This window comes from Achromobacter sp. 1012554356, from assembly GCF_059760815.1.
Map to the genome: position 1 here is coordinate 104,075 of NZ_JCBANC010000009.1, position 24,327 is coordinate 128,401.

At 66.4% G+C, this 24,327-nt stretch carries 22 protein-coding genes; 18 read left to right on the top strand and 4 right to left on the bottom strand.

Annotated elements, in window-relative coordinates:
• Positions 1-49: 49 nt before the first annotated feature.
• Genes AC6LJW_RS06525 through AC6LJW_RS06535 form a run of 3 tightly spaced genes read right to left on the bottom strand, consistent with a single transcriptional unit; the run spans position 50 to position 4,460 of the window.
• Complete coding sequence (locus AC6LJW_RS06525) at positions 50-1,297, bottom strand: NAD(P)/FAD-dependent oxidoreductase (RefSeq protein ID WP_498086803.1); 1,248 nt, start codon at positions 1,295-1,297, stop codon at positions 50-52.
• An 8-nt stretch (positions 1,298-1,305) separates the two neighbouring features.
• A complete protein-coding gene (locus AC6LJW_RS06530) occupies positions 1,306-2,949 on the bottom strand; it encodes an NAD(P)-binding protein (RefSeq protein WP_498086804.1) in 1,644 nt (547 codons plus the stop codon).
• Positions 2,949-4,460: a polyamine aminopropyltransferase gene (locus AC6LJW_RS06535; RefSeq protein WP_498086805.1), complete on the bottom strand. Its 1,512-nt coding sequence runs from the start codon at positions 4,458-4,460 to the stop codon at positions 2,949-2,951. Before AC6LJW_RS06535 ends, AC6LJW_RS06530 begins: the two co-directional genes overlap by 1 nt.
• A gap of 90 nt (positions 4,461-4,550) precedes the next feature.
• Between AC6LJW_RS06535 and AC6LJW_RS06540 the strand changes: the two genes are divergently transcribed.
• From AC6LJW_RS06540 to AC6LJW_RS06575, 8 genes are all read left to right on the top strand, one after another.
• Positions 4,551-4,937 carry a DUF350 domain-containing protein gene (locus tag AC6LJW_RS06540; RefSeq protein ID WP_105239633.1) on the top strand — a complete coding sequence of 129 codons (387 nt, stop codon included), beginning with the start codon at positions 4,551-4,553 and terminating at the stop codon, positions 4,935-4,937.
• A gap of 39 nt (positions 4,938-4,976) precedes the next feature.
• A complete protein-coding gene (locus tag AC6LJW_RS06545) occupies positions 4,977-6,014 on the top strand; it encodes an SPFH domain-containing protein (RefSeq protein ID WP_056563094.1) in 1,038 nt (345 codons plus the stop codon).
• Between the two features lie 6 nt (positions 6,015-6,020).
• A complete protein-coding gene (locus AC6LJW_RS06550) occupies positions 6,021-7,496 on the top strand; it encodes a DUF4178 domain-containing protein (RefSeq protein WP_056563092.1) in 1,476 nt (491 codons plus the stop codon).
• Positions 7,497-7,664, top strand: a complete 168-nt coding sequence (locus tag AC6LJW_RS06555; RefSeq protein WP_200949378.1) for a hypothetical protein — start codon at positions 7,497-7,499, stop codon at positions 7,662-7,664.
• Positions 7,661-8,011 (top strand): adenosylmethionine decarboxylase, encoded by a 351-nt coding sequence (gene speD / locus AC6LJW_RS06560; protein WP_498086806.1) that lies wholly within the window; start codon positions 7,661-7,663, stop codon positions 8,009-8,011. Before AC6LJW_RS06555 ends, speD begins: the two co-directional genes overlap by 4 nt.
• 117 nt (positions 8,012-8,128) lie before the next feature.
• Positions 8,129-8,887: a molybdate ABC transporter substrate-binding protein gene (gene modA / locus AC6LJW_RS06565; protein WP_498086807.1), complete on the top strand. Its 759-nt coding sequence runs from the start codon at positions 8,129-8,131 to the stop codon at positions 8,885-8,887.
• Positions 8,888-8,911: 24 nt separating this feature from the next.
• The gene (gene modB, locus AC6LJW_RS06570; RefSeq protein WP_498086808.1) at positions 8,912-9,598 is read left to right on the top strand and encodes a molybdate ABC transporter permease subunit; all 687 of its coding nucleotides are present in this window, start codon (positions 8,912-8,914) and stop codon (positions 9,596-9,598) included.
• On the top strand, positions 9,595-10,281 hold the full coding sequence (locus AC6LJW_RS06575) for a sulfate/molybdate ABC transporter ATP-binding protein (protein ID WP_056563081.1): 687 nt from the start codon (positions 9,595-9,597) through the stop codon (positions 10,279-10,281). The genes modB and AC6LJW_RS06575 overlap by 4 nt, the downstream gene beginning before the upstream one ends.
• 17 nt (positions 10,282-10,298) lie before the next feature.
• On the opposite strand, the gene AC6LJW_RS06580 is transcribed toward AC6LJW_RS06575, so the two are convergent.
• Positions 10,299-11,093 (bottom strand): TOBE domain-containing protein, encoded by a 795-nt coding sequence (locus AC6LJW_RS06580; RefSeq protein WP_056563078.1) that lies wholly within the window; start codon positions 11,091-11,093, stop codon positions 10,299-10,301.
• 251 nt (positions 11,094-11,344) lie between these two features.
• On the opposite strand from AC6LJW_RS06580, the gene AC6LJW_RS06585 reads away from it, so the two are divergent.
• The 10 genes from AC6LJW_RS06585 (at position 11,345) to uvrC (ending at position 24,172) form a co-directional block, all read left to right on the top strand.
• Positions 11,345-11,941 (top strand): DUF4136 domain-containing protein, encoded by a 597-nt coding sequence (locus tag AC6LJW_RS06585; protein ID WP_056563075.1) that lies wholly within the window; start codon positions 11,345-11,347, stop codon positions 11,939-11,941.
• Positions 11,942-11,951: 10 nt separating this feature from the next.
• Positions 11,952-13,148, top strand: coding sequence for a patatin-like phospholipase family protein (locus tag AC6LJW_RS06590; protein ID WP_056563072.1), 1,197 nt, complete (start codon positions 11,952-11,954; stop codon positions 13,146-13,148).
• A gap of 166 nt (positions 13,149-13,314) precedes the next feature.
• Positions 13,315-13,770, top strand: coding sequence for a helix-turn-helix domain-containing protein (locus tag AC6LJW_RS06595; RefSeq protein WP_498086809.1), 456 nt, complete (start codon positions 13,315-13,317; stop codon positions 13,768-13,770).
• A 207-nt stretch (positions 13,771-13,977) separates the two neighbouring features.
• Positions 13,978-15,276, top strand: a complete 1,299-nt coding sequence (locus AC6LJW_RS06600) for an efflux RND transporter periplasmic adaptor subunit (RefSeq protein ID WP_056563070.1) — start codon at positions 13,978-13,980, stop codon at positions 15,274-15,276.
• A 65-nt stretch (positions 15,277-15,341) separates the two neighbouring features.
• The gene (locus tag AC6LJW_RS06605; protein WP_498086810.1) at positions 15,342-18,572 is read left to right on the top strand and encodes an efflux RND transporter permease subunit; all 3,231 of its coding nucleotides are present in this window, start codon (positions 15,342-15,344) and stop codon (positions 18,570-18,572) included.
• Positions 18,569-20,062: an efflux transporter outer membrane subunit gene (locus tag AC6LJW_RS06610; protein ID WP_427984086.1), complete on the top strand. Its 1,494-nt coding sequence runs from the start codon at positions 18,569-18,571 to the stop codon at positions 20,060-20,062. Before AC6LJW_RS06605 ends, AC6LJW_RS06610 begins: the two co-directional genes overlap by 4 nt.
• Positions 20,059-20,799, top strand: a complete 741-nt coding sequence (gene pdxJ / locus AC6LJW_RS06615; protein WP_056563063.1) for a pyridoxine 5'-phosphate synthase — start codon at positions 20,059-20,061, stop codon at positions 20,797-20,799. Before AC6LJW_RS06610 ends, pdxJ begins: the two co-directional genes overlap by 4 nt.
• Positions 20,800-20,837: 38 nt before the next feature.
• Positions 20,838-21,272 (top strand): holo-ACP synthase, encoded by a 435-nt coding sequence (gene acpS / locus AC6LJW_RS06620; RefSeq protein ID WP_369818965.1) that lies wholly within the window; start codon positions 20,838-20,840, stop codon positions 21,270-21,272.
• Between the two features lie 52 nt (positions 21,273-21,324).
• Positions 21,325-22,383, top strand: coding sequence for a beta-N-acetylhexosaminidase (gene nagZ, locus AC6LJW_RS06625; protein WP_498086811.1), 1,059 nt, complete (start codon positions 21,325-21,327; stop codon positions 22,381-22,383).
• A complete protein-coding gene (uvrC, locus tag AC6LJW_RS06630) occupies positions 22,346-24,172 on the top strand; it encodes an excinuclease ABC subunit UvrC (protein ID WP_056563054.1) in 1,827 nt (608 codons plus the stop codon). The genes nagZ and uvrC overlap by 38 nt, the downstream gene beginning before the upstream one ends.
• Positions 24,173-24,327: the final 155 nt, after the last annotated feature.

Genomic DNA, 24,327 nt, shown 5'->3' on the forward strand with positions numbered 1-24,327 from the left:
GAACCGTGCCCAGTTTGACCGCAGGGATGCGGAACGGGCGGCCTGAATCCTAAATGAAGCGGCCGGGCCGGAATGCCGCGTGGCGGGACGCCGCCCCGCCGTCCTGCATCAGTTCCGCCAGGATCTTCGCGGTGCCCGGCGCGGTGCTGAATCCGATGTGCTGGTGTCCCAGCGCCAGCCACAGGCCGGGATGGCGCGGCGCCTCGCCAATCATCGGGCGGCTGTCCGGCAGCGTGGGCCGGCGGCCCAGCCAGGCGGCCGCGTCCAGCCGGTCGCCCAGCGGGAAGGCCTCGCGGGCGCGTTTTTCCGCCAGATCCAGCTGCTCGGGCCGCGCGGGCGCGTCGCAGGCGTCCAGCTCGACCCCCGTGGACAGGCGCAGCCCGCGCGCCATGGGCGACAGCACGTAGCCGCCGCCCGTGTCGTAAACCGGCCGGGTGACGCGCGCCCCGTCGCGGCCGTCGTAATGCATGTGATACCCGCGTTCGAACGCCATGGGCAGGTCGATGCCGGTGGTCTTGAGCATGGCCTTGGACCACGGCCCCAGCGCCACGACCAACCGGCTGGCAGAGATGGAATCCGACGCGCTCGTGGCCTGTACCGTCCATCCGTCGCCGTCGCGGCGGATGGCAGCGGCATCCATCCTTTTGATCGTGCCGCCCTCGCGCTGGAACAGTCCGGCGTACGCGGCAACCACCCCGTGTGGATCGTCGACCGAATACGAACCCTGAATCCACAATGCGCGATGAAAGATCGGCGACAGGGCGGGTTCGACCTCGGCAAGTTCCGCGGGGTTCAGTTCCCGGGTCGGCACGTCGAACTGCGCGAAGGCGCCGCGCGCCAGCGCACCCGCGTTCCAGGCCGCCGCCGTGCGGTACAGGAAGATCCAGCCAGTGTCGCGCAGCCGGTGGCGCGCGCCGCTTTCGTCCAGCAGCTTCAGGTGCTCGGGCGCGGACAGCCGGATCAGGCCGTTCAGCGCGCGTGCGGTTTCCTGGAAGACGGACGTCCGCGCGTTCATCAGGAATCGCGCCGCCCAGCCCAGGTTGGCCGCCAGGTAGGGCCAGCGGTAACGGAACTGGACCGTGTCGTTCTTTAGCAGACGCGGCAGTTGACCCCACAGGCCAGGATGATTGAACGGCATTAGCGAACTGCGGGCCAGAACCCCCGCGTTGCCCATCGACGTTTCCATCCCGGGCGCCTGCCGGTCGACAAGCGTGACCGTCATGCCGCGACGCTGCAATTCCAATGCACAGCAGATGCCAACGATGCCGGCGCCCAGCACGATCACGTGATTGCCCATGTCTTGTCTCATCCTTGTCGATGGTCACCCAGAATACGCGCTGCCGCCGTCACACCCCACCATGAGGCTTCTTCGAAGACCGAATACCCCGACAGGTCGGCGTGCGCGAACAGCACCGGACCATCCACCGCACGCAGCGCGGCCAGGCCCGGATTGGACAGATAGCCGCAGACCGGCGTGGCCATCGCATGCCCGCGCACCGTGATTTCCAACTGGCGGGCGTTGCGCCAGAATTCCTTGCCATACGCAGCGACCAGATCCACCGCGGCGACGTCACGCAGGTCTTGCGGGCTGGCGCGGGTAAGCCAGTCGCGCGCGGCCTGCGGCGTCTGGCCGCTCAGCGCGTGATAGGCGGTGAAGACGCTGCGCGGCGTGCGCGCCACGCGCAGCAACTGATGCGTGGACACGACGTAGCCCAGCGCCTGGCCTTCGTAGACGACGTTGTCCCACGACAGCGGCTCGCCGGGCGCCTCCAGCGGATAGCCGTCCATGACGAAGTTCGACACCATCCAGGCCGCGTGCGGCGCGGCATGTGCGGCCGGGTCGTAGCCGTACGCGCGGATGTCCGGCAGCAGGCGCTGCGCGACGAAAAGCGGCATGGCGCAGACCGTGCGGCGGGTTTGCAGGGCATAGGCGCGGGTGCCGCCATCCGCCGAATCCTCGATGCACAGGACGCGCGGGCCGGCGGCCAGTTCTTCGATGCGCACCGCCGTGCCCGGCAGCAGCCAGTCCGCGTGACCCAGCTTTTGCGTGATGGCCGCGCGCATCCGATCGGCCAGCACCGCCAGCCCGCCCGGCCACGTCAGCACGGCGCCTTCGCCAGCGTTGGCAGCGTGGCCGTCGCGGCTGGCGAAATAATGCAGGCCTGCCCACGCGGACACCACGTCATAGTCCGCGCCGTAGTCGTCCCGGCAGCAGTAGTTCAAATACCAATGCAGCGCGGGCGAGGTATAGCCCTCGCGCGCCAGCCATTCCTTGAACGTCAGGCTGTCCAGCGCGCGCCAGGCCGGATCCCGCGACGACAGGTCGAGTGGAATGCAGAATACCTTGCGGCCGTCGTTGCCCGCCTGCGTGCGCAATTGATCGACCAGCGCCAGAAAGCGCTGGTGCTGCGCGGCGTCAGCCTCGGGCAGGCCCGTCATCGGTAGCAGGTGTTCTTCCCAGCGCCCGTTGCGCAGCAGCCGTTCCTGCGGCGAATGCACCAGGACGGCTTCGTCGTAGTAGGGACGCGCGTCGCCCGCGCCGCGCTCGATGATGCCGAAGTCGGCCAGCATCTCGCGCACGTGGGTGGACGCCAGCGAGGGCAGCGGCAGGTAGTGCGCGCCCAGCGGGTAGTCCAGGCCATCGCGAATGCCCGCGGCGGCATTGCCGGCGAACTCGGGCCCCTGCACCATGACAAAATCGGTGAATCCTTCGCGGGCCAGTTTCCACGCGCAGGACAGGCCCGCCACACCCGCGCCCAGAATGGCAACCTCGTGCTGCCGGGTCGCCGACGGATGCGGCAGCGCCGCCTTGTCCCGCAGCGCGTGACCGGCCTGCATGCCGGGATAGTGGACGTCGGGCGTTGTTTCGACGACGCGCGCCCGCCAGTAGCCGACCGAGCCCGCGGCGGCGGCCGTGGCAGCGCCCAACAGGAAGCTGCGGCGCCGCATCAGCGGATGACCTTGCGCCAGTCCTCGTCGAAGTAGCGCACGAGCGATTGTTCGTTCAGACGGTTCGGCGGCATGGCCAGCGCCGGCATGTCGGCGGGAAAGTGAAAGAGCTCGCGCACGGTGACGGCGTCCAGATAACGCGTGGGCACGGTGATCTTTTCAGGCGGTGCGTAGTCGCGCCGCTTGCTGGCCAGAATGAAGCCCCAGTCGCCGAACGACGGCACATAGGTGTGATACGGCCAGGTGTTCAGGCCGGCTTCCTTCAGGGTGGCGTCCACGCTCCAGAACGAGCGCGGCGCGAAGTAGGGCGACGTGGACTGCACGACCATGTAGCCGTTTTCAGCCAGATGCCGCGCCATCAGGTGGTAGACCGGCACGGAATAAAGCCGCCCCAGGCCGAAATTGGACGGATCGGGAAAGTCCACGACGATAAAGTCGTAGACCTCGGCGTGCGATTCCAGCCAGCGTCCCGCATCGTCGTTGATGACGGTGACGCGTGGGTCCTTGAGCGCGCCCGCATTCAGCGCGACCAGCGGGTCCGAGCGCGAAAACAGATTCGTCATGGCGGGGTCCAGGTCGACCAGCGTGACGTGCTCGACGTGCTTGTACTTCAGGATCTCGCGCACGGCCAGGCCATCGCCGCCGCCCAGCACCAGAACATTACGCGCCCACGGCAGCACCTGCAGGCCGGGATGCACCAGCGACTCGTGATAGCGGTGCTCGTCGCGCGACGAGAATTGCAGGTTGCCGTTGATGTACAGGCGCAGGTCGTCGTGCCAGCGCGTCACGGCCAGACGCTGGTACTGCGTGGTCTCGGCGTGGATGATGTCGTCGCCATACAGGCCTTTTTCGGCCCAGGCGGTCATGCTGCCCGAATAGACGAACCCCAGGCCCAGAATCCCCAGCACCACGCCGGCTCGCACGGCTTTCTCGCCAGGGCGGGTGACCTCGGCGCGGAACAGCCACGTGGTCCACAGGGCCACGCTGGCGTTCAGGATGCCGAACAGAAAGCTGGTGCGCAGCAGGCCCAGCTTGGGCGCCAGCAGCAGCGGAAACACCAGCGACACCGCCAGCGCGCCCAGGTAATCGAAGGTCAGCACGCGGCTGACGATTTCGCGGAATTCGGCCTTGCGCTGATTGAAAACCCGCATCACCAGCGGGATCTCCATGCCGACCATCAGTCCGATAATGAAGACGCCGACATACAGGGCCGCACGAAACGGCGCGGACAGCCACGCGAACACCAGGAACAGGACCGCGGCCGACACGCCGCCCAGCAGCGCCACCAGCAGCTCGACGTCGATGAAGCGATTCAGAACGTCTTCGTCTCTTACATATTTTGACAACCACGAACCGATGCCCATCGCGAAGAGATAGCACCCGATCACGGAGGAGAACTGCAGGATCGAATCCCCAAGCAAATAGCTGGCGAGCGCGCTGCTGATGAGCTCATAGCCCAACCCGCAGGACGCAACGATCAATACCGAGAGAATGAGAACGCGGTCGCGCATGGGAGTGTCCGAGCCGAAAAATGCGTTCGCAGTATATCGAACGCGACGTATATACTGCGCGCAATTGGGAGGCTGGCAATGGGAGAAGCAATGCATCCGGCGGTGACCTATCTGATCTATATCGTCTCGGCGCTTGTCATGCTGGGCGTTTTCACGGCGGTCTATACGGCCATCACGCACTACAAGGAATTCGACCTCATCCGCGAGGGCAACATTGCCGCCGCCTTGTCTTATGGCGGCGCGCTGGTCGGCTTCAGCCTGACCCTGTGTTCCAGCATCGCGGTCCACGCCAGCTTCGTCATGTTCGTTGTCTGGGGCGTGGCGGCGATGATCGTGCAGATCGTCGTGTATGCGGTGGTATCCAAGGCCATACGCGGCATGACCGACGCCATCGCCGAAAACAACATCGCCATGGGCGGCCTGATCGGCGCGATCTCGCTGGCGGCCGGCATCGTCAACGCCGCCTGCCTGACCTGAGCGGCGCGCACTCTCCGATCTGACACAGGAGGACTTTCCATGAGTCTCGGTTCATTTATCCGCAAGCAGTTCATCGACATCCTGCAATGGAACGAGGATCGCGACGGCGTGCTCGCCTGGCGCCATCCGATGCAGGATTTCGAAATCCAGTACGGCGCCAGCCTGACCGTGCGGGAATCGCAGATGGCGGTGTTCGTCAACGAAGGCAAGGTGGCCGACGTGTTCGGCCCCGGCATGTACAAGCTGACGACGCAGACGCTGCCGATCCTGACCTACCTGAAGAACTGGGACAAGCTGTTCGAGTCGCCCTTCAAGTCGGACGTCATTTTCTTCAGCACGCGGCTGCAGCTGGGCCGGCGGTGGGGCACGGCGCAGCCGGTGACGCTGCGCGACAGCGAGTTTGGCATGGTGCGCCTGCGCGCGTTCGGCGTGTACTCGTACCAGATCTCCGACCCCGGCAAGTTCTACCGCGAAATCAGCGGCACGCGCGACGTGTACACGGTGGACGACCTGGAGGCGCAACTGCGCAACATGGTCGTCGCCGCCATGACGACCGCCCTGGGCAGTTCCAAGGTGCCGTTCCTGGACATCGCCGGCAACCAGGGCCTGATGTCGCAGAGCATCGCCGAACAGCTCGCGCCCGTGTTCGACCGCTACGGCGTCAAGCTGGACAACTTCACGGTCGAGAACGTGTCGCTGCCCGAAGAACTGCAAAAGGCGCTGGACACCCGGATCTCGATGGGCATGGCCGGCGACCTGGGCAAGTTCACGCAGTACCAGACCGCGACGTCGATTCCGCTGGCCGCGCAGAACGAAGGCGGCATTGCGGGCATCGGCGCGGGGCTGGCGGCCGGCGCGGCGCTGGGGCAGACCATGGCGCAGGGACTGGGCGTGGCGCCAGGCCAGCCGCAGCAGCCGGCGCAACAGCAGCAGCCGCAACAGCCCGCCGCCCAGCCCGCGCAGGCCGACCCCGTCCAGCGCCTGCAGCAATTGAAAGACCTGCTGGACAAGGGCCTCATCACGGCGGCGGACTACGACTCGGCCAAGGCCGAGGTGCTGAAGAAACTCACCAGCTAAGGCCCCATGCAGCAGGTTCTGTGTCCGCAGTGCGGCGCCCCAGTCAAGTTCACGTCCGCGGCCTCCGTCATGGCGGTCTGCGGCGCCTGCCGCAGCACCTTGCTCAAGGATGCCGAGTCGGTCAAGCGCATCGGCGAGGCGGCCGACGTCCTGGAGGACTATTCGCCGCTGTGCCTGGGCGCGACCGGCACCCATGACGGCAAGCGATTCGACGTCATCGGCCGCATCCAGATGCGCTTTGACGAGGGGTTCTGGAACGAGTGGTACGTGTGGTTCGATGACGGTTCCGACGGCTGGCTGTCGGACGCCTCGGGCCAGTACGCCGTCACGCGGCGGCGCAAGGTCAAGTCCGTGCAGGAGATGCCGGCGTTCGACAGCATTGCGCCCGGCGACGAACTGAAGCTGGACGGCCAGCGCTTCGTGGCAGCCGACGTGCGCACCAGCCAGGCCGGCGGCACGCAGGGCGAGCTGCCCTTCGTGCCGGGCGACGGCTGGCAGGCCAAGGTGGCCGACTACCGCAGCCTGGACGCGTTCCTGACGCTGGACTTCTCCGACGGTCCGCAGCCCGAACTCTATATCGGCAAGGCATTCGACCTGTCCGCCATGCAGGCGGGCTCGTTGCGCACGAAAGAGCAGGTCGAAGAAACCGCGGGACGCTTCCGCGGCCAGATCAAGGCGCTGGACTGCCCGAATTGCGGCGCGCCGATATCGTTCGTGGCTGCCATGGCCACGAATGTCGTTTGCCCGTCTTGCGCGGCTGCCGTCGATTGCTCAGGCCCCACGGCCGAGGTCATCGAAAAGGCGCGCAAGGTGCAGAAGATTCACGCCACGCTGCCGCTGGGCTCGGTCGCCAAGATGGAAGGCGCCGACTACACGCTGATCGGCCTGATGAAGTGCGCCGATCCCGATCCCGAAGAACCCTCAAGCTGGATGGAATACCTGCTGTTCAATCCGGCCAAGGGGTTCATCTGGCTGGTGGAGTCGGACGAAGGCTGGGAGCGCGTGCAGGTCTGCGATACCTGGCCCAGCCACAACAACGCCACCAGCGTGCGCTGGCGCAATCGCGTGTACCAGAAACTGTACGACTACACCTCGCGCGTGGAGATGGCGCTGGGCGCCTTCAATTGGCGCGTCAAGGTGGGCGACAGCACGCAGATCACCGATTACCAGGTCGGTACGTTGAAGCTGACCCGCGAACTGGCCGATAAGGAATTGGGCTGGTCGGCGTCGGCGCCGGTGTCGCCCGCGCAACTGGCCCAGTGGTTCAGCCGTCCCGAGCTCAATCGCCAGAAGGCCATGCGCGTGTCGTCCGCCAAGGCCGGGGGCGGCTATCGAAAATGGGCCAAGGGCGCGTTGATCGCGATGGTGTTCCTGAACTTCAACAATATTTTTGCCGGCCGCTTCATTCCGGTTTTGATCGGGATGGTGTTTCTCTGGCTACCGGCCATGCTGGCCGACATGCTGACAGGCGAGGACGAATAGATGAAGGGCAAGTTGTTGTATGCCTTGTACGCGATGGTGGTTGTGCTGGCCACCACCAGCGCCAGTGCGCCGGGCACGCGCCTGGGCGGAGGCAGCAGTAGCAGCAGCAGCTGGGGCAGCAGCTACTCCGGCGGCTCAGGATGGTCCTCGGGCGGATCCCACAAGTGACCGTGTACGGGACACCCGGCCGGCACGTGCTGGCGGATTTTCGCGGCGTGGCGCCCGGCCTCCTGACCGACGCGCAAGCGCTGGAGCGGCACATGACCGCGGCGGCGCGCGCGGCCGGGGCGCAGGTGCTGAGCGCGCATTTTCATCATTTCGGGGATGGGGCGGGGGTGACCGGCGTGATCCTGCTCAGCGAATCCCACATCAGCATCCATTCCTGGCCGGAACACCGCTTCGCGGCCCTGGACATCTTCATGTGCGGCGCCGCGCAGCCCGAAACCGCGCTGGACTTCCTGCGCGCCGCGCTGGCGCCCGAGTCTATTCACGTCACCGCTGTCGACCGCGGCTGATCCCGCCGCCGCCCTTGCCCTTGATATTTCGTAAACCCCGCGCCGGGTGAAATTGACGACCGCTATATACCTGGATATATTTCGATCCTGACACGCCGCCACCCACAGGAGAAATACATGTTGCACAAACGCCCGCTCATGGCGTTGACCCTGGCGTTTGCCGCCGTCTGGGGAGCCAATGCCAGCGCCGGAGAAATCGTGGTGTCGGCCGCCGCCAGCCTGACCAACGCCTTCAAGGAAGTGGCGCAAGGCTTTGAAAAGGAACATGCCGGCACCAAGGTGGTCCTGAACTTCGGCGCCTCCGACGTGCTGCTTCAGCAGATCGTGAAGGGCGCGCCCGCGGATGTATTCGCGTCCGCCGACCAGAAGGCGATGGACAAGGCGGTCGAGGAAAAGGCCGTCAAGCCCGCCACCCGCGTGGACTTCGCGGCCAACCAGATCGTGCTGATCGTCCCGACCGACAGCAAGGCGGGCATCAAGTCGCTCAAGGACCTGGAGCGGGCCGAGGTCAAGCGCATCGCGTACGGCAATCCGGCCTCGGTGCCGGTGGGCCGCTACACGCAAGCCGGGCTGCAGGCCCAGGGCCTGTGGGACGCCGTGCAGGCCAAGAGCGTGCTGGCGCAGAACGTGCGCCAAAGCCTCGACTACGTGGCGCGCGGCGAGGTCGATGCGGGCTTCGTGTTCGCGACCGACGCGGCCATCATGCCGGGCAAGGTCGAGGTCGCCGTGCGCGTGCCCTCGACGACGCCGGTGACCTATCCCATTGCGTTGACCACGCGTGAGGCCGCGGCCAAGGAAGCCGAAAGCTTTGTGGCGTATGTCATGTCGCCCGCCGGACAGGCGATACTGTCGCGTTACGGCTTTCAGAAGCCCTGAGCCCCTGTTGAATCGTAGGTTTTGATGAGTGATCCCGTCTGGGTCCCGCTGCTGCTTTCCCTGAAAGTGGCGGGTTGGGCGACGCTATTGGCGACCGTGGCCGGCACGGCCGCGGCCTACGGCCTGTCGCGCTGGCGTTGGCCCGGGCGCGATCTGCTGGACGCCATCCTGACGCTGCCGCTGGTCTTGCCGCCGACCGTGCTGGGCTATTACCTGCTGGTGCTGCTAGGCCGGCGCGGCATCATCGGCGAGACGTTGGCGCGCTGGAACATCGAACTCGTCTTCACCTGGCAGGGCGCCGTGATCGCGGCGTCCGTGGTGGCCTTTCCGCTGGTGTTCAAGTCGGCGCGGGCCGCGTTCGAAAACGTGGATGGCCAGCTTGAAAACGCGGCGCGCGTACTGGGCGTGGGCGAAGCGGGCGTGTTCTTTCGTGTCACCTTGCCGCTGGCCGCCCGCGGCATCGCCGCCGGCATACTGCTGGCCTTTGCGCGGGCGCTGGGCGAGTTTGGCGCCACGCTGATGATCGCCGGCAACCTCCCGGGCCGCACGCAGACCTTGTCGGTGGCCATCTACGAAGCGGTGCAGGCAGGCGACGACGCCACCGCCAACATGCTGGTGCTGGTCACTTCCGTGACCTGCATCGTCGTGCTGCTCGCCGCCGGCAAGCTGGTGCCCATCGGCGCCAATCAGCGCAACGGGGGCGGGCGATGAGCATCGACCTTTCCGTGCGCAAGCACATGGTGTCGGGCGACCGCAAATTCGAGCTCGACGTGCAGTTCACGTCGGCCGCCAAACGCATCGCGCTGTTCGGGCCGTCGGGCGCGGGCAAAAGCCTGACCTTGCGGGCCGTGGCCGGACTGCTGCGTCCCGATGCCGGGCGCATCGCGGTCAACGGGCGGGTGCTGTTCGACAGCCAGACAAATATCTGCCTGCCGGCGCGGTCGCGCCGCGTGGCGTACCTGTTCCAGGACTACGCGCTGTTTCCCCATCTGACCGTGGCGCAGAACATCGCGTTCGGCCTGCGCCGCGGCTGGCTCAATCCGCCACGCCGCGAGGTGACGCGCGAGGCGCAGCGCTGGGTTGACGCCTTTGAACTGGGCGCCATCGTCGGCAGCTATCCCAACGAAATATCAGGCGGCCAGAAGCAGCGTGTTGCGCTGGCGCGGGCGCTGATGCTGCAGCCCGACATCCTCCTGCTGGACGAACCGTTTTCCGCGCTGGATTCGCAGTTGCGCGGCAAGATGCGCCAGGAACTGGACGCGCTGCAGCGCCAGCTGGATGTGCCGATGCTGCTGATCACACATGATCCCGCCGACGTGGAGGCCCTGGCCGACGTGGTGTTCGAGGTGCGCGAGGGCAGGGTGGGGCGCCACGACGAGAACGTGGGGTTGTAGCCGGAGCCGGCCTATCCTCAGTCCAGCACGCCGAGAATCACGCTGGACGCCTTGAAGATCGCCACGGCCTCGGCGCCGATATCCAGATTCAGATCCGCCGCGCTTTCGTTCGTGACGATGGCGGCCATGGTGGCGCCGCCATCCATTTCGATCAGGATTTCGCTGTTGACGGCGCCCGGGCGCAGGTCGGAAATGCGTCCCAGCAATTGGTTGCGGGCCGATAGCCGCAGGCCCGGCCCAGGGGCGCCGACGATCACGGACGACGCCTTGACCAGCGCGATGGCTTCCTTGCCGGGCGCAAGGCCCAACTCCTTGGTGCTTTCGCAGGTGATGGTGGCTGTGACCGTGTGGCCGCCGGCGATTCGCAGGAGCACCTCGTCGTTGACGGCGCCCTCGCGAATCTCGATCACCGTGCCCAAAAATTTGTTGCGCGCGCTGGTCTTGAGCATGAAACGCCTCATCAGGTCGATGTCGCCGCTGGCATCCAGGCCCGCGCGCGTCAGGTTGTCCATGAACTTGCGGTGTTCGACTTCAAGCGCCCGGAAGGTTGCGATCAAACGGCGCGCCCGGTCGGTCAGCTGCGTGCCGCCGCCGCCCTTGCCGCCCGCCGCGCGCAGCACCAGCGGCTCGCCCGCCAGGTTGTTCATCGCGTCGATGGCGTCCCACGCGCCCTTGTAGCTCATGCCCACGGCCCGCGCCGCCGCCGTGATCGACCCGGTCGCGTCGATCTGCGCCAGCAGGTCGATGCGGTTCTTGCCGCCCCAGGTCTGGGCGCCGGAGCGAAACCAAATGGAGCCGTCGAGTTCAAGCATGCGCGTGTCTGTAGGAATGGCCGAAAGCGACGGGAAGTGTAATGGACCCGGTGCGAGGCGCGATAGGGACGTCGTCCGGCAAAGCGTCACGGCAGTTCGGGCGCGCCGGTAAGCGGGCACCCCCAGTGGCCGGCACGCGCGCCACCGCGTGATCCCCGCCCGCGGTTTTCGCGGTTGCGAATGAGATTCTGTTGAAACTTTGGTGGCTTCGCGGCACTATGTGGGCGCCTTGAACTCACGGAGAGATCGACATGAAAGCGTTGAAATTGCTGACGGCGGGTTCCATGACGGCATTACTGGCGGCCTGCGCATCAGGCCCAACGGTCAAGAGCGATTACGACCACCAGGCCAATTTTGCGCAGTATCAGACGTTCGGCTATATGTCTCCGCTGGGTACGGACAAGGCCGGCTACAACACGCTGCTGACCGAACGGCTCAAGAGCGCGGCCCGCGGCCAGATGGAAATGCGCGGCTACACCTATAGCGCCACCAATCCCGACCTGCTTCTGAATTTCGGCGCCAAGCTCCAGCAGCAGACCGAGGTCACGCCAGGAATGGCGCCGATGGGGCCGTACTACGGTTATCGCGCGGGCTTTTACGGCGGCTGGCCCGGCTACGGCTGGGGCGACGACGTCTATCAATACACCGAGGGTACGCTGAGCGTCGACCTGGTCGATGCGCGCCGGCGCCAACTGGTCTGGGAAGGCGTCGCCGTGGGTGAGGTCCAGAATCCAGCCAGCGCCGGCTCATCAGAAAACGTGGACAAGGTGGTGGCGGAGGTATTCGCCAAGTACCCGTTCCGCGCCGGCGTCGGCACGCCGCAGGTTCCGGACAAGACCAAGCGCTAGAGGACGCCGCATGACCCCTCGCCGCAAGGCCCTGGCCGAAGACACCGGCGATACGCCGCCCTACGATACCGTCGCGCTTGTGCTGCAGGGCGGCGGCGCGCTCGGTTCCTATCAGGCGGGGGTGTACCAGGGCCTGCACGAAGCCGGCATCCGGCCCAACTGGATTTCCGGCATTTCCATCGGGTCGATCAACGCGGCCATCATCGCCGGATCCGCCGAAGACGAGCGGATCGAACGCCTGCGCGGGTTCTGGGAAAGCATCTGCCGGCCGACCGGCTTTGCGTCGTTGCCCTGGGGCGACGCCTTCACCCGCATGTTCGAAGGCCAGCCGTTCGGCTTTGGGTCGCCCGCGATGAACGGGCAGGTCTCGGCGATGCAAGCGCTGCTGACCGGCCAGCCGGGTTTCTTCAAGCCGCGCTTTCCGCCGCCCTATCTGGTGCGGGGCCGCGGCGCCGCGTCCACCAGCTTCTACGACACGACGCCGCTGGCCGACACCCTGCGCCAGTTCGTGGATTTCAAGCTGCTCAACAGCGGCGCGGTACGGGCCAGTTTCGGCGCCGTGAACGTACGGTCGGGCAACTTCGCGTATTTCGACACCCTGCACCACACGCTGGGGCCCGAGCACGTCATGGCTTCGGGCGCCTTGCCGCCGGGGTTCCCGTCGGTGGAGATCGGCGGCGAGCACTACTGGGACGGCGGCGTCGTCTCCAACACGCCGCTGGCGCAGGTGCTGACGACGGAAAACATGCGCGACACCCTGGCGTTCCAGGTCGATCTCTGGCCGGCGCGCGGCGAGCTGCCCACGTCGCTCGAAGAGGTGGCCGAGCGGCAAAAGGATATCCAGTATTCCAGCCGAACCCGCCTGGTCACCGACCAGTTGCGGCGCGTGCTGAAACTGCGCCACGGTTTGCAGCGGCTGCTTGAACGCCTGCCGGAAAGTGAACGCGACGCGCCGGATTTGGCCGACATCCGCAAGCTTTCGCACACGCCGGCCACCAACATCATCAACCTCATTTACGAGGCCAAGCACCGCGAGCGGTACTCCAAGGACTACGAGTTTGGCACCGAGGCCATGCGCGAGCACTGGGAGTCGGGGCTGACGGACATCCGGCGCACGCTTGAAAAGCCGGGCATCCTGGACCGGCCGACGCAGGATAGCTGCTTCGTCACGCACGACATCCATCGCAACGGCACCCGGCATTCGTAGCGGGTGGCGGGGTTATCGCGGGGTTTGAAGATCGGATTGGTCTGATAGATGAGCGGCGACAAGCGCAGAACCCCGCCGCGGGGGTAGGCTTTCGGGACAAACCGCAACCTTGTTCCGGGACGGGCCGCCCCAGGCATGCCATCGGCCGTCCTGGTGGAGATCTGCCTTGAATTCTCCCTTTCTTGCTCCCGGTATTGCCCCCGTTCCATCGCCCGTTCCTTCCCCAGCGCTCGCCAAGCCCAACCCGCTCAAGCCCGCGTGCAGCAGCCGGCAGGCGCCAACGCCCGGCCCATGGGCGCCAAGCCCGGCGCACGAACCCGTGGACGGCTGGTGGAGCCTGCTCTACTGGGGCTGGACCTTGCAGTTGCCCAACGGCGTGCGCCTGGATCTCACCGAGGTCGAGCGCGCCTGCTTCGCCTGCCTGGTAAAGAGCCCGCGCCGCGAACTGGCCCGCAGCGAAGTGAAATTTCTGCGCGGCGGCATGAACATGCGGTCGCTCAATGTCGCCATCTGCCGGCTTCGCAGCAAGGTCCGCCTTGCAGGCGCGCGGTTGCCGCTGCACACGGTGCATGGCGTGGGCTATGCATTCCTGGGCAATCTGCGGGAGCTCGCCAGCGACTAGAAATTGTTGCGGAATTGCTCCCGAAAGTTCCCCCAAACTGCCCGAAAGTACGTGATTTCCCCAATATCTGAGTTACATTACTGGGCTATTCACGTGTCGTTGGTGACGCTTGGTCATGATTTGATCGCTGCCTCCTGGCACGTTCGGATTGCTGCGGTTCCTGACGCGATGTCACGACGCGATTCATTACGCTACGCGGGGGTTTCAATGCGGTTTTCGCCTAAACGATTTTCGGGTCTGGCAGTTTCCGGTGGCGTCCTCGCGCTGATATTGGCGGGTTGTGGCGAACGACCCCAGATGAATCCCGGCATGCCTCAGGTCAGCGTCGTCACCGTGCAGCCGCAGCGCGCACCCATCGTCTCTGAATTGCCCGGCCGCGTGGATGCGGTGCGCGACGCGCAGATCCGCGCCCGTGTCACCGGCATCGTGCAGCGCATCACGTTCGAGCAGGGTGGCGACGTCAAGGAAAACCAGCTTCTGTTCAAGATCGATCCGGCGCCCTACAAGGCCGCCTACGATCAGGCGACAGCCCAGTTGAAGCAGGCGCAGGCCAATCTGTTCAGCGCCAAGCTGCTGGCCGACCGCTATGCCCCGCTGGTCAAGGCCAACGCCGTCAGCAAGCAGGAATATGACAACGCCGTGGCATCCTTCCGCCAGGCCGACGCCACCGTCGCCGCCGCCAAGGCCGCGCAGGACAACGCCGCGATCAACCTGAGCTACACGGACGTCACCTCGCCGATCACCGGCCGCATCGGCAAGCCGCTGGTCACCGAGGGCGCGCTGGTCGAATCGACCTCCGCCACGCAAATGGCAACGGTGCAGCAGCTCGATCCCATCTACGTCGACTTCACGCAGTCCACCGCCGACCTGGCCGCGCTGCGCCGCGCTTTCGCCAGCGGCCGTCTGCAGCAAGTGGGCAAGGACGCCGCCCGCGCCACCGTCGTGCTCGAAGACGGCTCTGAATACGAGCATCCCGGCAAGCTGCTGTTCACGGGCATTACCGTGGATCCGAGCACGGGCCAGGTGAACCTGCGCGCCGAAGTCCCCAATCCCGACGGCATCCTCTTGCCCGGCATGTACGTGCGCGTCCGGCTGGAGCAGGGCTTTGACGACGTTGCCCTGATGGTTCCCCAGCAGGCGCTGCAACGCACCGCCGATGGCAAGCAGAGCCTGATGCTCGTGCGCGACAACAAGATCGCGCAGTCACCCGTCACCACCGGCGGCGCCTTCCAGAACAACTGGCTGATCACCAGCGGCCTGAAGGCCGGCGACGTGGTCGTGGTCGAGGGCTTCCAGAAGATCCGTCCCGGCGCGCCGGTGCAGGTCAGCCAATGGAACCGGGGCGGGGCGCCCGCACAGGGCGGCGCGCCTGCCGCGCAGCCTGGCGCCAAGCCGGCTGAACCCGGCGCAACGCCGGCCGCCAAGCCCGCCGAATCCGCACCGCAGCCCGGCGCCAAGCCGGCCGAGCCTGCCCAGCAGGACAAGGCCGCAGGCCAGAAATCGTAAGCGGCACGCGGCGCAGCAAGCGCCGCGTTCCCCTTTGGTGAGCATCGCTTTCAGAGTCAGCCCACATGCCGCAATTTTTTATCGATCGACCAATCTTCGCCTGGGTAGTTGCCCTTTTCATTCTGCTGGCAGGGGTGTTGGCCATCCCGAACATGCCGGTCGCGCAGTACCCCGATGTGGCGCCGCCGGCCATCACGATCACGGCAACCTATCCGGGCGCGTCGGCCCCGGAAGTGGCCGAGTCGGTCACCAGCATCATCGAAGACCAGCTCAACGGCGCCAAGGGCCTGATCTATTACGAGTCCGTCAGCGATTCCTACGGCACCTCGACCATCACCGCCACGTTTGCGCCCGGCACCAATCCTGACCTGGCGCAGGTGGACGTGCAGAACCGCGTGTCCAACGTGATCGCCCAACTGCCCGCCGCGGTGCAGCAGCAGGGCCTGCAGTACGAGCAGACCAGTACCGGCTTTCTGATGATCGTGACGCTGTCGTCCACCGACGGCACGCTGGACCAGACGGCCCTGGCCGACTACATCACCCGCAACGTGAAGAACCCGGTTTCCCGGGTGCCTGGCGTCGGCCAGTTCCAGCTCTTTGCCGCGCCGCGCGCGATGCGCATCTGGGTGGACCCGGCCAAGCTGGTCGGTTTCAACCTCAGCATGGCCGAGGTCAACAACGCCATCGCCAGCCAGAACGTGCTGATCTCCGGCGGCAGCATCGGCGCGCCGCCCAATCCCGATTCGCAGCGCATCACCGCCACGGTCACGGCCAACGGCCAGCTCAGCACGGTCGACGGCTTCGGCCGGATCGTCCTGCGCGCCAACACCGACGGCTCAAAGGTGCTGCTGCGCGACGTCGCCCGCATCGAGGTCGGCGCCGACAATTATCAGTTCGGCGCCCGCCTGAACGGCAAGCCGACGGCCGCTTTCGCCATCGTGCTGTCGCCCAACGCCAACGCGCTGGCCACGGCGCAAGGCGTGCGCAACCAGATGCAGGAGCTGTCCAAGTATTTTCCGGACAACATCCAGTACTCGGTGCCGTACGACACCGCGCCCTACGTCAAGGTCTCCATCGAGCAGGTGCTGCACACCCTGGCTGAAGCCATGGTGCTGGTGTTCCTGGTCATGTATCTGTTCCTGCAGAACGTGCGCTACACGCTGATCCCGGCGCTGGTCGTTCCGGTGGCCATGCTGGGGGCGTTCGCGGTGATGCTGGCGCTCGGGTTCTCGATCAACGTGCTGACCATGTTCGCGATGGTGCTTGCCATCGGGATTCTGGTGGACGATGCCATCGTGGTCGTCGAAAACGTCGAGCGGATCATGGCGACCGAGGGCCTGCCGCCCAAGGAGGCCACCAAGAAAGCCATGCCGCAGATCAGCGGCGCCATCATCGGGATCACGCTGGTGCTGGTGACGGTGTTCCTGCCGCTGGCCTTCATGAGCGGGTCGGTGGGCGTGATCTACCGCCAGTTCTCGGTGGCCATGGCCGTGTCCATTTTCTTCTCGGCGCTGCTGGCGCTGACCTTCACACCGGCGCTGTGCGCCACGATCCTCAAGCCCGTGGCCAAGGGCCACCACGAGGACAAGAAGGGTTTCTTCGGCTGGTTCAACCGCAAGTTCGACGCCACCACCCATGGCTACCAGAACTGGGTGTCGCGCATCCTGCACAAGGGCGGCCGGATGATGCTGGTGTTCCTGGTGCTGGTCCTGCTGCTGGGCTGGCTGTATCTGCGCCTGCCGTCGTCGTTCCTGCCCGAGGAAGATCAGGGCTATGTGGTCAGCAACATCGAACTGCCCACCGGCGCCAGCGCCAACCGCACCGTCGAGGTCATCGAGCAGGTCGAAAAGTACTTCCAGGGCATCCCCGCCGTCGAGAACATCATCGCCGTGCAGGGCTACAGCTTTAACGGCAACGGCCTGAACGCCGCCATCGCGTTCACCACGCTCAAGGACTTCAAGGACCGCAAGGAACGCCAGGATTCCGCCGGCGCGATCGCCTTCACCGCCTTCGAAAAGCAGCTCATGGGCATCCATGACGCGCAGGTGTTCACGCTGGTGCCGCCGGCCATCTCGTCGCTGGGCAACGCCACGGGCTTTGACCTGCGCCTGCAGGATCGCGGCGCGGCCGGCACCGATGCACTGGCCGCGGCCACCGCCCAGCTGATGGGCGAGGCCATGAAGAGCCCGGTGCTGTCGCAGGTCCGCGTCACGGGCCTGTCGGCGGGCACGCAGCTCACCCTGAACATCGACCGCGACAAGGCGGCGGCGTTGGGCGTGGACTTCAATGAAGCCGCCTCGCTCATTTCCACGGCGGTTGGTTCGGCGTATCTCAGCAAGTTCCCCAACATGGGCCGGATGCAGAACATCTGGGTGCAGGCGGACGCGCCTTACCGCATGCAGTTGTCCGACGTGCTCAAGCTGAACGCGCGCAACGGGCAGGGCGGCATGGTGCCGCTGTCCACGTTCGTGTCGGCGGAATGGGTCCAGGGTCCGGTGCAGGTGGTGCGCTACAACAGCTACGAATCCATGCGTATCGGCGGCAGCTCGGCGCCGGGCTACTCCACGGGCGAGGCCATGGACGAAATGCAGCGGCTGGTCGCCCAGTTGCCGCAGGGCTTCGGCTACGAGTGGACGGGCCTGTCCTACCAGGAACTGCAGGCAGGCAACCAGGCGCCCATCCTGATGGGCCTGTCGCTGCTGGTCGTGTTCCTGGTGCTGGCCGCGCTGTACGAAAGCTGGGCCATTCCGATCTCCGTCATGCTGGTGGTGCCGCTGGGCATGCTGGGCGCGGTGGCGCTGGTCAGCGTGCTGGGCATGTCCAACGACGTGTACTTCCAGGTGGGGATGGTGACCGTGATCGGCTTGGCGGCCAAGAACGCCATTCTTATCGTGGAGTTCGCCAAGGACCAGTACGCCCGCGGCATGGGCCTGTACGAATCCGCGGTGGAGGCCGCCCGATTGCGCTTCCGTCCGATTCTGATGACGTCGCTGGCGTTCATCCTGGGCGTGATCCCGCTGGCGATGGCCACCGGCGCAGGTGCAGCCAGCCAGCGCGCGGTCGGCCTGGGCGTGCTGGGCGGCATGCTCGCCGCCACGCCGTTCGCCGTGATTTTCGTGCCGACGTTCTTCGTGGTGGTGCTGGGTCTCTTCAAGACCCGCCCGCGCCTCCTGGGCGCCGAAAAACGCCTCTTCGAGGAAGAACAGGCGGCCAAGAAGGCGGCGGCCGAAAAGGCCGCCTTGCCGGCAACGCCTCAGCCCGCACAACCCACTGGTGGCCAGGAGGGCAAGGAATGAAAGCCCTGATGTTCAGACAGACCGCCTTGTCCGCCTTTGTGGCGGTGGCGTTGGCCGGCTGCTCGCTGGCTCCCGAATACAAGCGTCCCGACGCCCCGGTCAGCCCTGCGTGGCCCGACCAGCCCAAGGTGCAGTACGGCGCGTACACGCGCGCCACCACGCTGGGCTCGCAGCCTGCCGCCGACGTGATGCCGCAAGCCGGCACGCCCGCGGCAGATCTGGGATGGCGCGAATTCTTCCGCGATCAACGCCTGCAGGCGCTGATCGAACTCTCGCTGGTCAACAACCGCGACCTGCGCGTTGCGGTCCAGCGCGTCGAAGAAGCCAGGGCGCAGTACGGCATCCAGCGCGGTGCGCAGTGGCCCAGCATCGGCGCCGGCATCCAGGGCCAGCGCCAGCACCTGCCGGCCAACATGCGGCCCGGCGGCCCCGATTCCAGCTCGATCAGCAGCACGTACCAGGCCGGCATCGGCCTTACGACCTTCGAGATCGACCTGTTCGGCCGCCTGCGCAACCTGTCCGAGGCGGCGTACCAGCAGTACCTGTCGACGGAGCAGGCGCAAAAGAGCGTGCACATCACGCTGGTCGGTTCGGTCGCGCAGTCGTATTTCAACCTGCGCGCCGCCGAGGTCCAGCTGGAACTGACGCAGCGCACGCTGGCCTCGCGCCAGGAATCCTATGACCTGGTCAAGCGCCGCTTCGACGGCGGCGTGGCGTCCGAACTGGATTTGAACCAGTCCAAATCGCTGCTGGACACGGCCTCCGCCGACCTGGCGCAACTGGCGCGCGCCCGGTCGCAAGCCATGAACGCGCTGGTGCTGGTGGTGGGCACGCCGCTGCCCGACACGCTGCCCCCGCCGGCCACGTTCGGCCGCGACCAGCTGCTGGCCACGGTGCCGTCCGGCCTGCCGTCCGACCTGCTTGAGCGCCGTCCCGACATCGCCGCCGCCGAAAACCAGCTGCTGTCCGCCAATGCCAACATCGGCGCGGCGCGCGCGGCGTTTTTCCCGACCATCTCGCTGACCGGCCTGTTGGGCGTGGCCAGTCCGTCGCTGGGCGACCTGTTCAAGGGCGGGCAGGGCTACTGGAGCTTCTCGCCGTCGATCACGACGCCGCTATTTGCCGGCGGCAGCATCCGTGAGGGACTGAGCCTGGCCAAGGCGCGCGACAATATCGCGGTCGCACAGTACGAACAGACCATCCAGCAGGCGTTCCGCGAAGTGTCGGACGCGCTGGCGGGCGAGGCCACCTATGGGGCCCAACTGGACGCCCAGCGCGCGCTGCAGGATTCGTCGGCGCGGACGCTGGAGTTGTCGAATTTGCGTTATACCAACGGTATCGACAGCTACCTGCAGGTGCAGACCGCGCAGGTGGACTTTTTCAACGCCCAGCTGTCGCTGGTGCAAACCGGCCTGGCCGCGCTGATCAACCGCGTGGAGCTGTACAAGGCGCTGGGCGGCGGCTGGGAAGAAACCACGAAAGTGCAATGATAGAACTCGGTGTAAATATTGATCACGTCGCCACGCTGCGGCAGCAGCGCCACACGGTGTATCCCGACCCGATCGCCGCGGCGCTGCGCGCCGAAGACGCCGGCGCCGACCTGATCACGCTGCATCTGCGCGAAGACCGGCGTCACATTCAGGACGCCGACGTCTACGCGATCCGCCCGCAACTGCGCACCCGCATGAATCTGGAATGCGCAGTCACGCCGGAAATGCTGGAGATCGCCTGCGCGGTCAAGCCCAGCGACGTCTGCCTGGTGCCCGAAAAGCGCACCGAGCTCACGACCGAAGGCGGGCTGGAAGTCGCCGGCGCCATGGGCCCGGTCTCCGACGCCGTGGCGCTGCTGGCCGAAGCCGGCATCCGCGTATCGCTGTTCATTGATCCGGACCCGGTCCAGATCGCCGCCGCCGCCAAGGCCGGCGCGCCCGTCATCGAACTGCACACCGGCGCCTACGCCGAAGCCGAGGGCGAGGCTGCCCAGGCGGAATTGCAGCGCATCCGCCTGGCCGTGGCCGAAGGGCTGCGCCACGGGCTACGCGTGAACGCCGGCCATGGCCTGCACTATGGCAACGTCAAGCCGGTGGCCGCGCTGGACGGCATTTCCGAACTCAACATCGGCCACGCCATCGTCGCGCAGTCGATCTTCGACGGCTGGGAAAAAGCCGTGCGCGATATGAAGGCGCTGATGGTGCAGGCGCGCCTGCACGCGCTGCGCGGGCTTTGAACGCGGGCCGATGACGCGTTTTGACCGCTAGCCAGGCGATGCCGATGTCCGACTCTTCTTCCGCCATGCCCGCCGGCGCCATTGCCGGCATCGGCATGGACCTCCTGCGCATCGACCGCATCGAACGTGCGCTCGCCCGTCACGGCGACCGGTTTGCCGAAAAGATCCTCGGCCCCGAGGAACTCCTGAAATTCCACGCCCGCCGCGCCCGCGACCCGGTCCGCGGGCTGCGCTTTCTGGCCACCCGCTTTGCCGCCAAGGAAGCGTTTTCCAAGGCCATCGGGCTGGGCATGCGCATGCCGATGACCTGGCGGCGCGTGCAGACACTTAACGCGCCGGGCGGCCGCCCCGTGCTGGTGATCGCGCCCGAACTGCTGGGCTGGTACGCTGACCGGTTCGGCGCGGCCCACGTTTCCATTACCGATGAATCCGACATGGCCGCCGCATATGTGGTGGTCGAGCGCAAGCCCTGAGACCGGGGTCATCCCCGCCGGCTTGCCGCACCTAGCTACAAGGACAGCCTCCATGGCCAAGAAAAAATCCAAGGCGGTCCTGCCTCCCGGCCCCGTGATGGTCGATGTGGCGGGATACACGCTCACGAAGGCGGAAAAGAAGCGCCTGCGTCACCCCCTGGTGGGCGGCGTCATCCTTTTTGCCCGCAATTTTGAAAACCGCGCCCAGCTCACCGCGCTGACGCGTCAGATCCACAAGGCCCGCAAGGAGCCGCTGCTGATCCTGGTGGATCACGAAGGCGGCCGCGTGCAGCGGTTCCGCGACGACGGCTTCACGCCCCTGCCGCCGATGCGCGCGCTGGGCGAACTGTGGGACAGCGACCCGCTGCAGGCGATGCGCCTGGCGACCGAGGCCGGTTACGTCCTGGCCGCCGAGCTGCGCGCCTGCGGCGTGGACATGAGCTTCACGCCCGTGCTGGACCTGGATTACGGCGTCAGCAAGGTGATCGGCAACCGCGCCTTCCATCACGATCCCCGCGTGGTGACGATGCTGTCGCGCGCGCTGGTGCAGGGCCTGTCCCTGGCCGGCATGTCGTCGTGCGGCAAGCATTTCCCCGGTCACGGTTACGTGGGCGCCGACTCGCACCACGAGATCCCGGTTGATCCGCGCACGCTGGACGACATCCTGAAGGACGACGCCGCGCCCTACGCCTGGCTGGGCGACGCCGTGCTGCCGTCCGTCATGCCCGCGCACGTCATCTATCCCAAGGTGGACAAGCATCCGGCGGGCTTTTCCAAGCGCTGGGTGCAGGGCATCCTGCGCAAGCGCCTGGGATACGATGGCGTCGTGTTCTCGGACGACCTGACCATGGAAGGCGCCTCGGTCGCGGGCGACATCCTGGACCGCGCCAACGCCGCACTGCGAGCTGGCTGCGACATGGTGCTGGTGTGCAACCGCCCGGACCTGGCCGACGACCTGCTGGCTCGGCTTGAGTTCGACCATGCGCCCGAGTCCGTGGCGCGCATCCGGCGCCTGATGCCGCGTTTCGACGCGCCCGATTGGGACACCCTGCAAGCCGAAAGCCGTTACCAGAATGCCCGACGACTTCAATCTCAAATCGTTCCTGTCTGACCTGCCGCATCTGCCGGGCGTTTACCGGCACCTGGATGCGGCAGGCGAGGTCATGTATGTCGGCAAGGCGCGCGACCTGAAGAAGCGCGTCTCGTCGTATTTCCAGAAGACGCTGTCCAGCCCGCGCATCGCCCAGATGGTGGCGAAGGTGGCGCGGCTTGAAGTTACGGTGACGCGCTCAGAAGCCGAAGCGCTGATCCTGGAAAACAACCTCATCAAGAGCCTGAAGCCGCGCTACAACATCCTGTTCCGCGACGACAAGTCCTATCCGTACCTGCACATCACCGGGCATGACTGGCCGCGCATCGCGTACTACCGCGGCGCCACCAACAAGCGCGGACAGTTCTTCGGCCCGTTCCCCAACGCCTGGGCGGTGCGCGAAACCATCCAGATCCTGCAGAAGGTGTTTCGCCTGCGCACGTGCGAGGACAGCGTCTTCGCCAACCGCTCGCGTCCCTGTCTGCTGCATCAGATCGGGCGCTGCTCGGCGCCGTGCGTGGGCGCGATCGAAGCGGCCGAATACGAGCGCGACGTGCATCGCGCCGTGCGCTTTTTGAACGGCGAGGCCAAGGACGTCATGGGCGAAATCGAGGCCCGCATGCTGCAGGCCTCCACCGAGCTGCGCTTCGAGGAAGCCGCGGCGCTGCGCGACCAGATGGGCTCGCTGGCGCGCGTGCTGCATCAGCAGACCATGGAAAACGTCAGCGGCGAGGACACCGACATCATTGCGGTGGCCATTGCCGGCGGCAAGGTCTGCGTGAACCTGGCCATGGTGCGCGGCGGCCGCCATCTGGGCGACAAGCCGTTCTTTCCGTCGCACGCCGAGGGCGAGGCCGCGCCGCAGGTGCTGGAAGCCTTCGTGGCCCAGCATTACACCGACAACGCGATGCCGCCGATCCTGGTCTGTTCCCACGCCTTGCCAGATCCCGAGCTGATCGCGCTGCTGGTCGAGCAGGCCGGCGGCCGGCCGTCGCGGGTGTTGACGCGTCCGCAGGGCACGCGCCGATCCTGGCTGGAGCAGGCCGCCAAGAACGCCGAAATGGCGCTCGCCCGCGCGCTGACCGAATCTGGCGCCCGCGCCGCACGCACGCTGGCGCTGGCCGAAGCCCTGGACCTGGACACCGACGAAGCCGCGCTGGACGCCCTGCGCATCGAATGCTTCGACATCAGCCACACCGCCGGCGAGGCCACTCAGGCCTCCTGTGTGGTGTTCGAACACCACGACATGCAGCCCTCGCTGTACCGCCGCTACAACATCGCCGGCATCACGCCCGGCGACGACTACGCCGCCATGCGCCAGGTGCTGACCCGCCGCTTCGCCAAGGTCGCCGACGGCGACGCGCAGATGCCCGGCCTCGTCCTCATCGACGGCGGCAAAGGCCAGGTCGAGGTCGCGCGCAAGGTTTTCGCGGAACTGGGCCTGGACATCCAGACGCTGGTCGGCGTGGCCAAGGGGGAAGGGCGCAAGGTCGGCCTGGAAACCCTGGTCTTCGCAGATGGCCGTCCGCCCGTCGCCCTGGGCGGCGAATCCGCCGCCCTGATGCTGATCGCCCAGGTCCGCGACGAAGCCCACCGCTTCGCCATCACCGGCATGCGCGCCCGCCGCGCCAAGACGCGCAACGTCTCGCGCCTGGAAGAAATCGAAGGCGTGGGCGCCCGCCGCCGCCAACGCCTCCTGGCCCGCTTCGGCGGCTTCTCCGGCGTCGCCCGCGCCAGCATCGAGGACCTGGCATCGGTGGACGGCATTTCGCAAGACCTGGCAATCCGCATCTACGAGGCGCTGCGCTGAAGCCCCGGAATCGCCCAGATGTCACGAATTTGTGTCACCCTCGACGCCGACCACCGAGACGCCCGAACGTGGAGCCTCGCCGATAAGCTTGACGACGTCCCAGAGCGAACGCTTCAATTCACGCCCAACTCATCAACCCGCCCCCAAATTTCCAC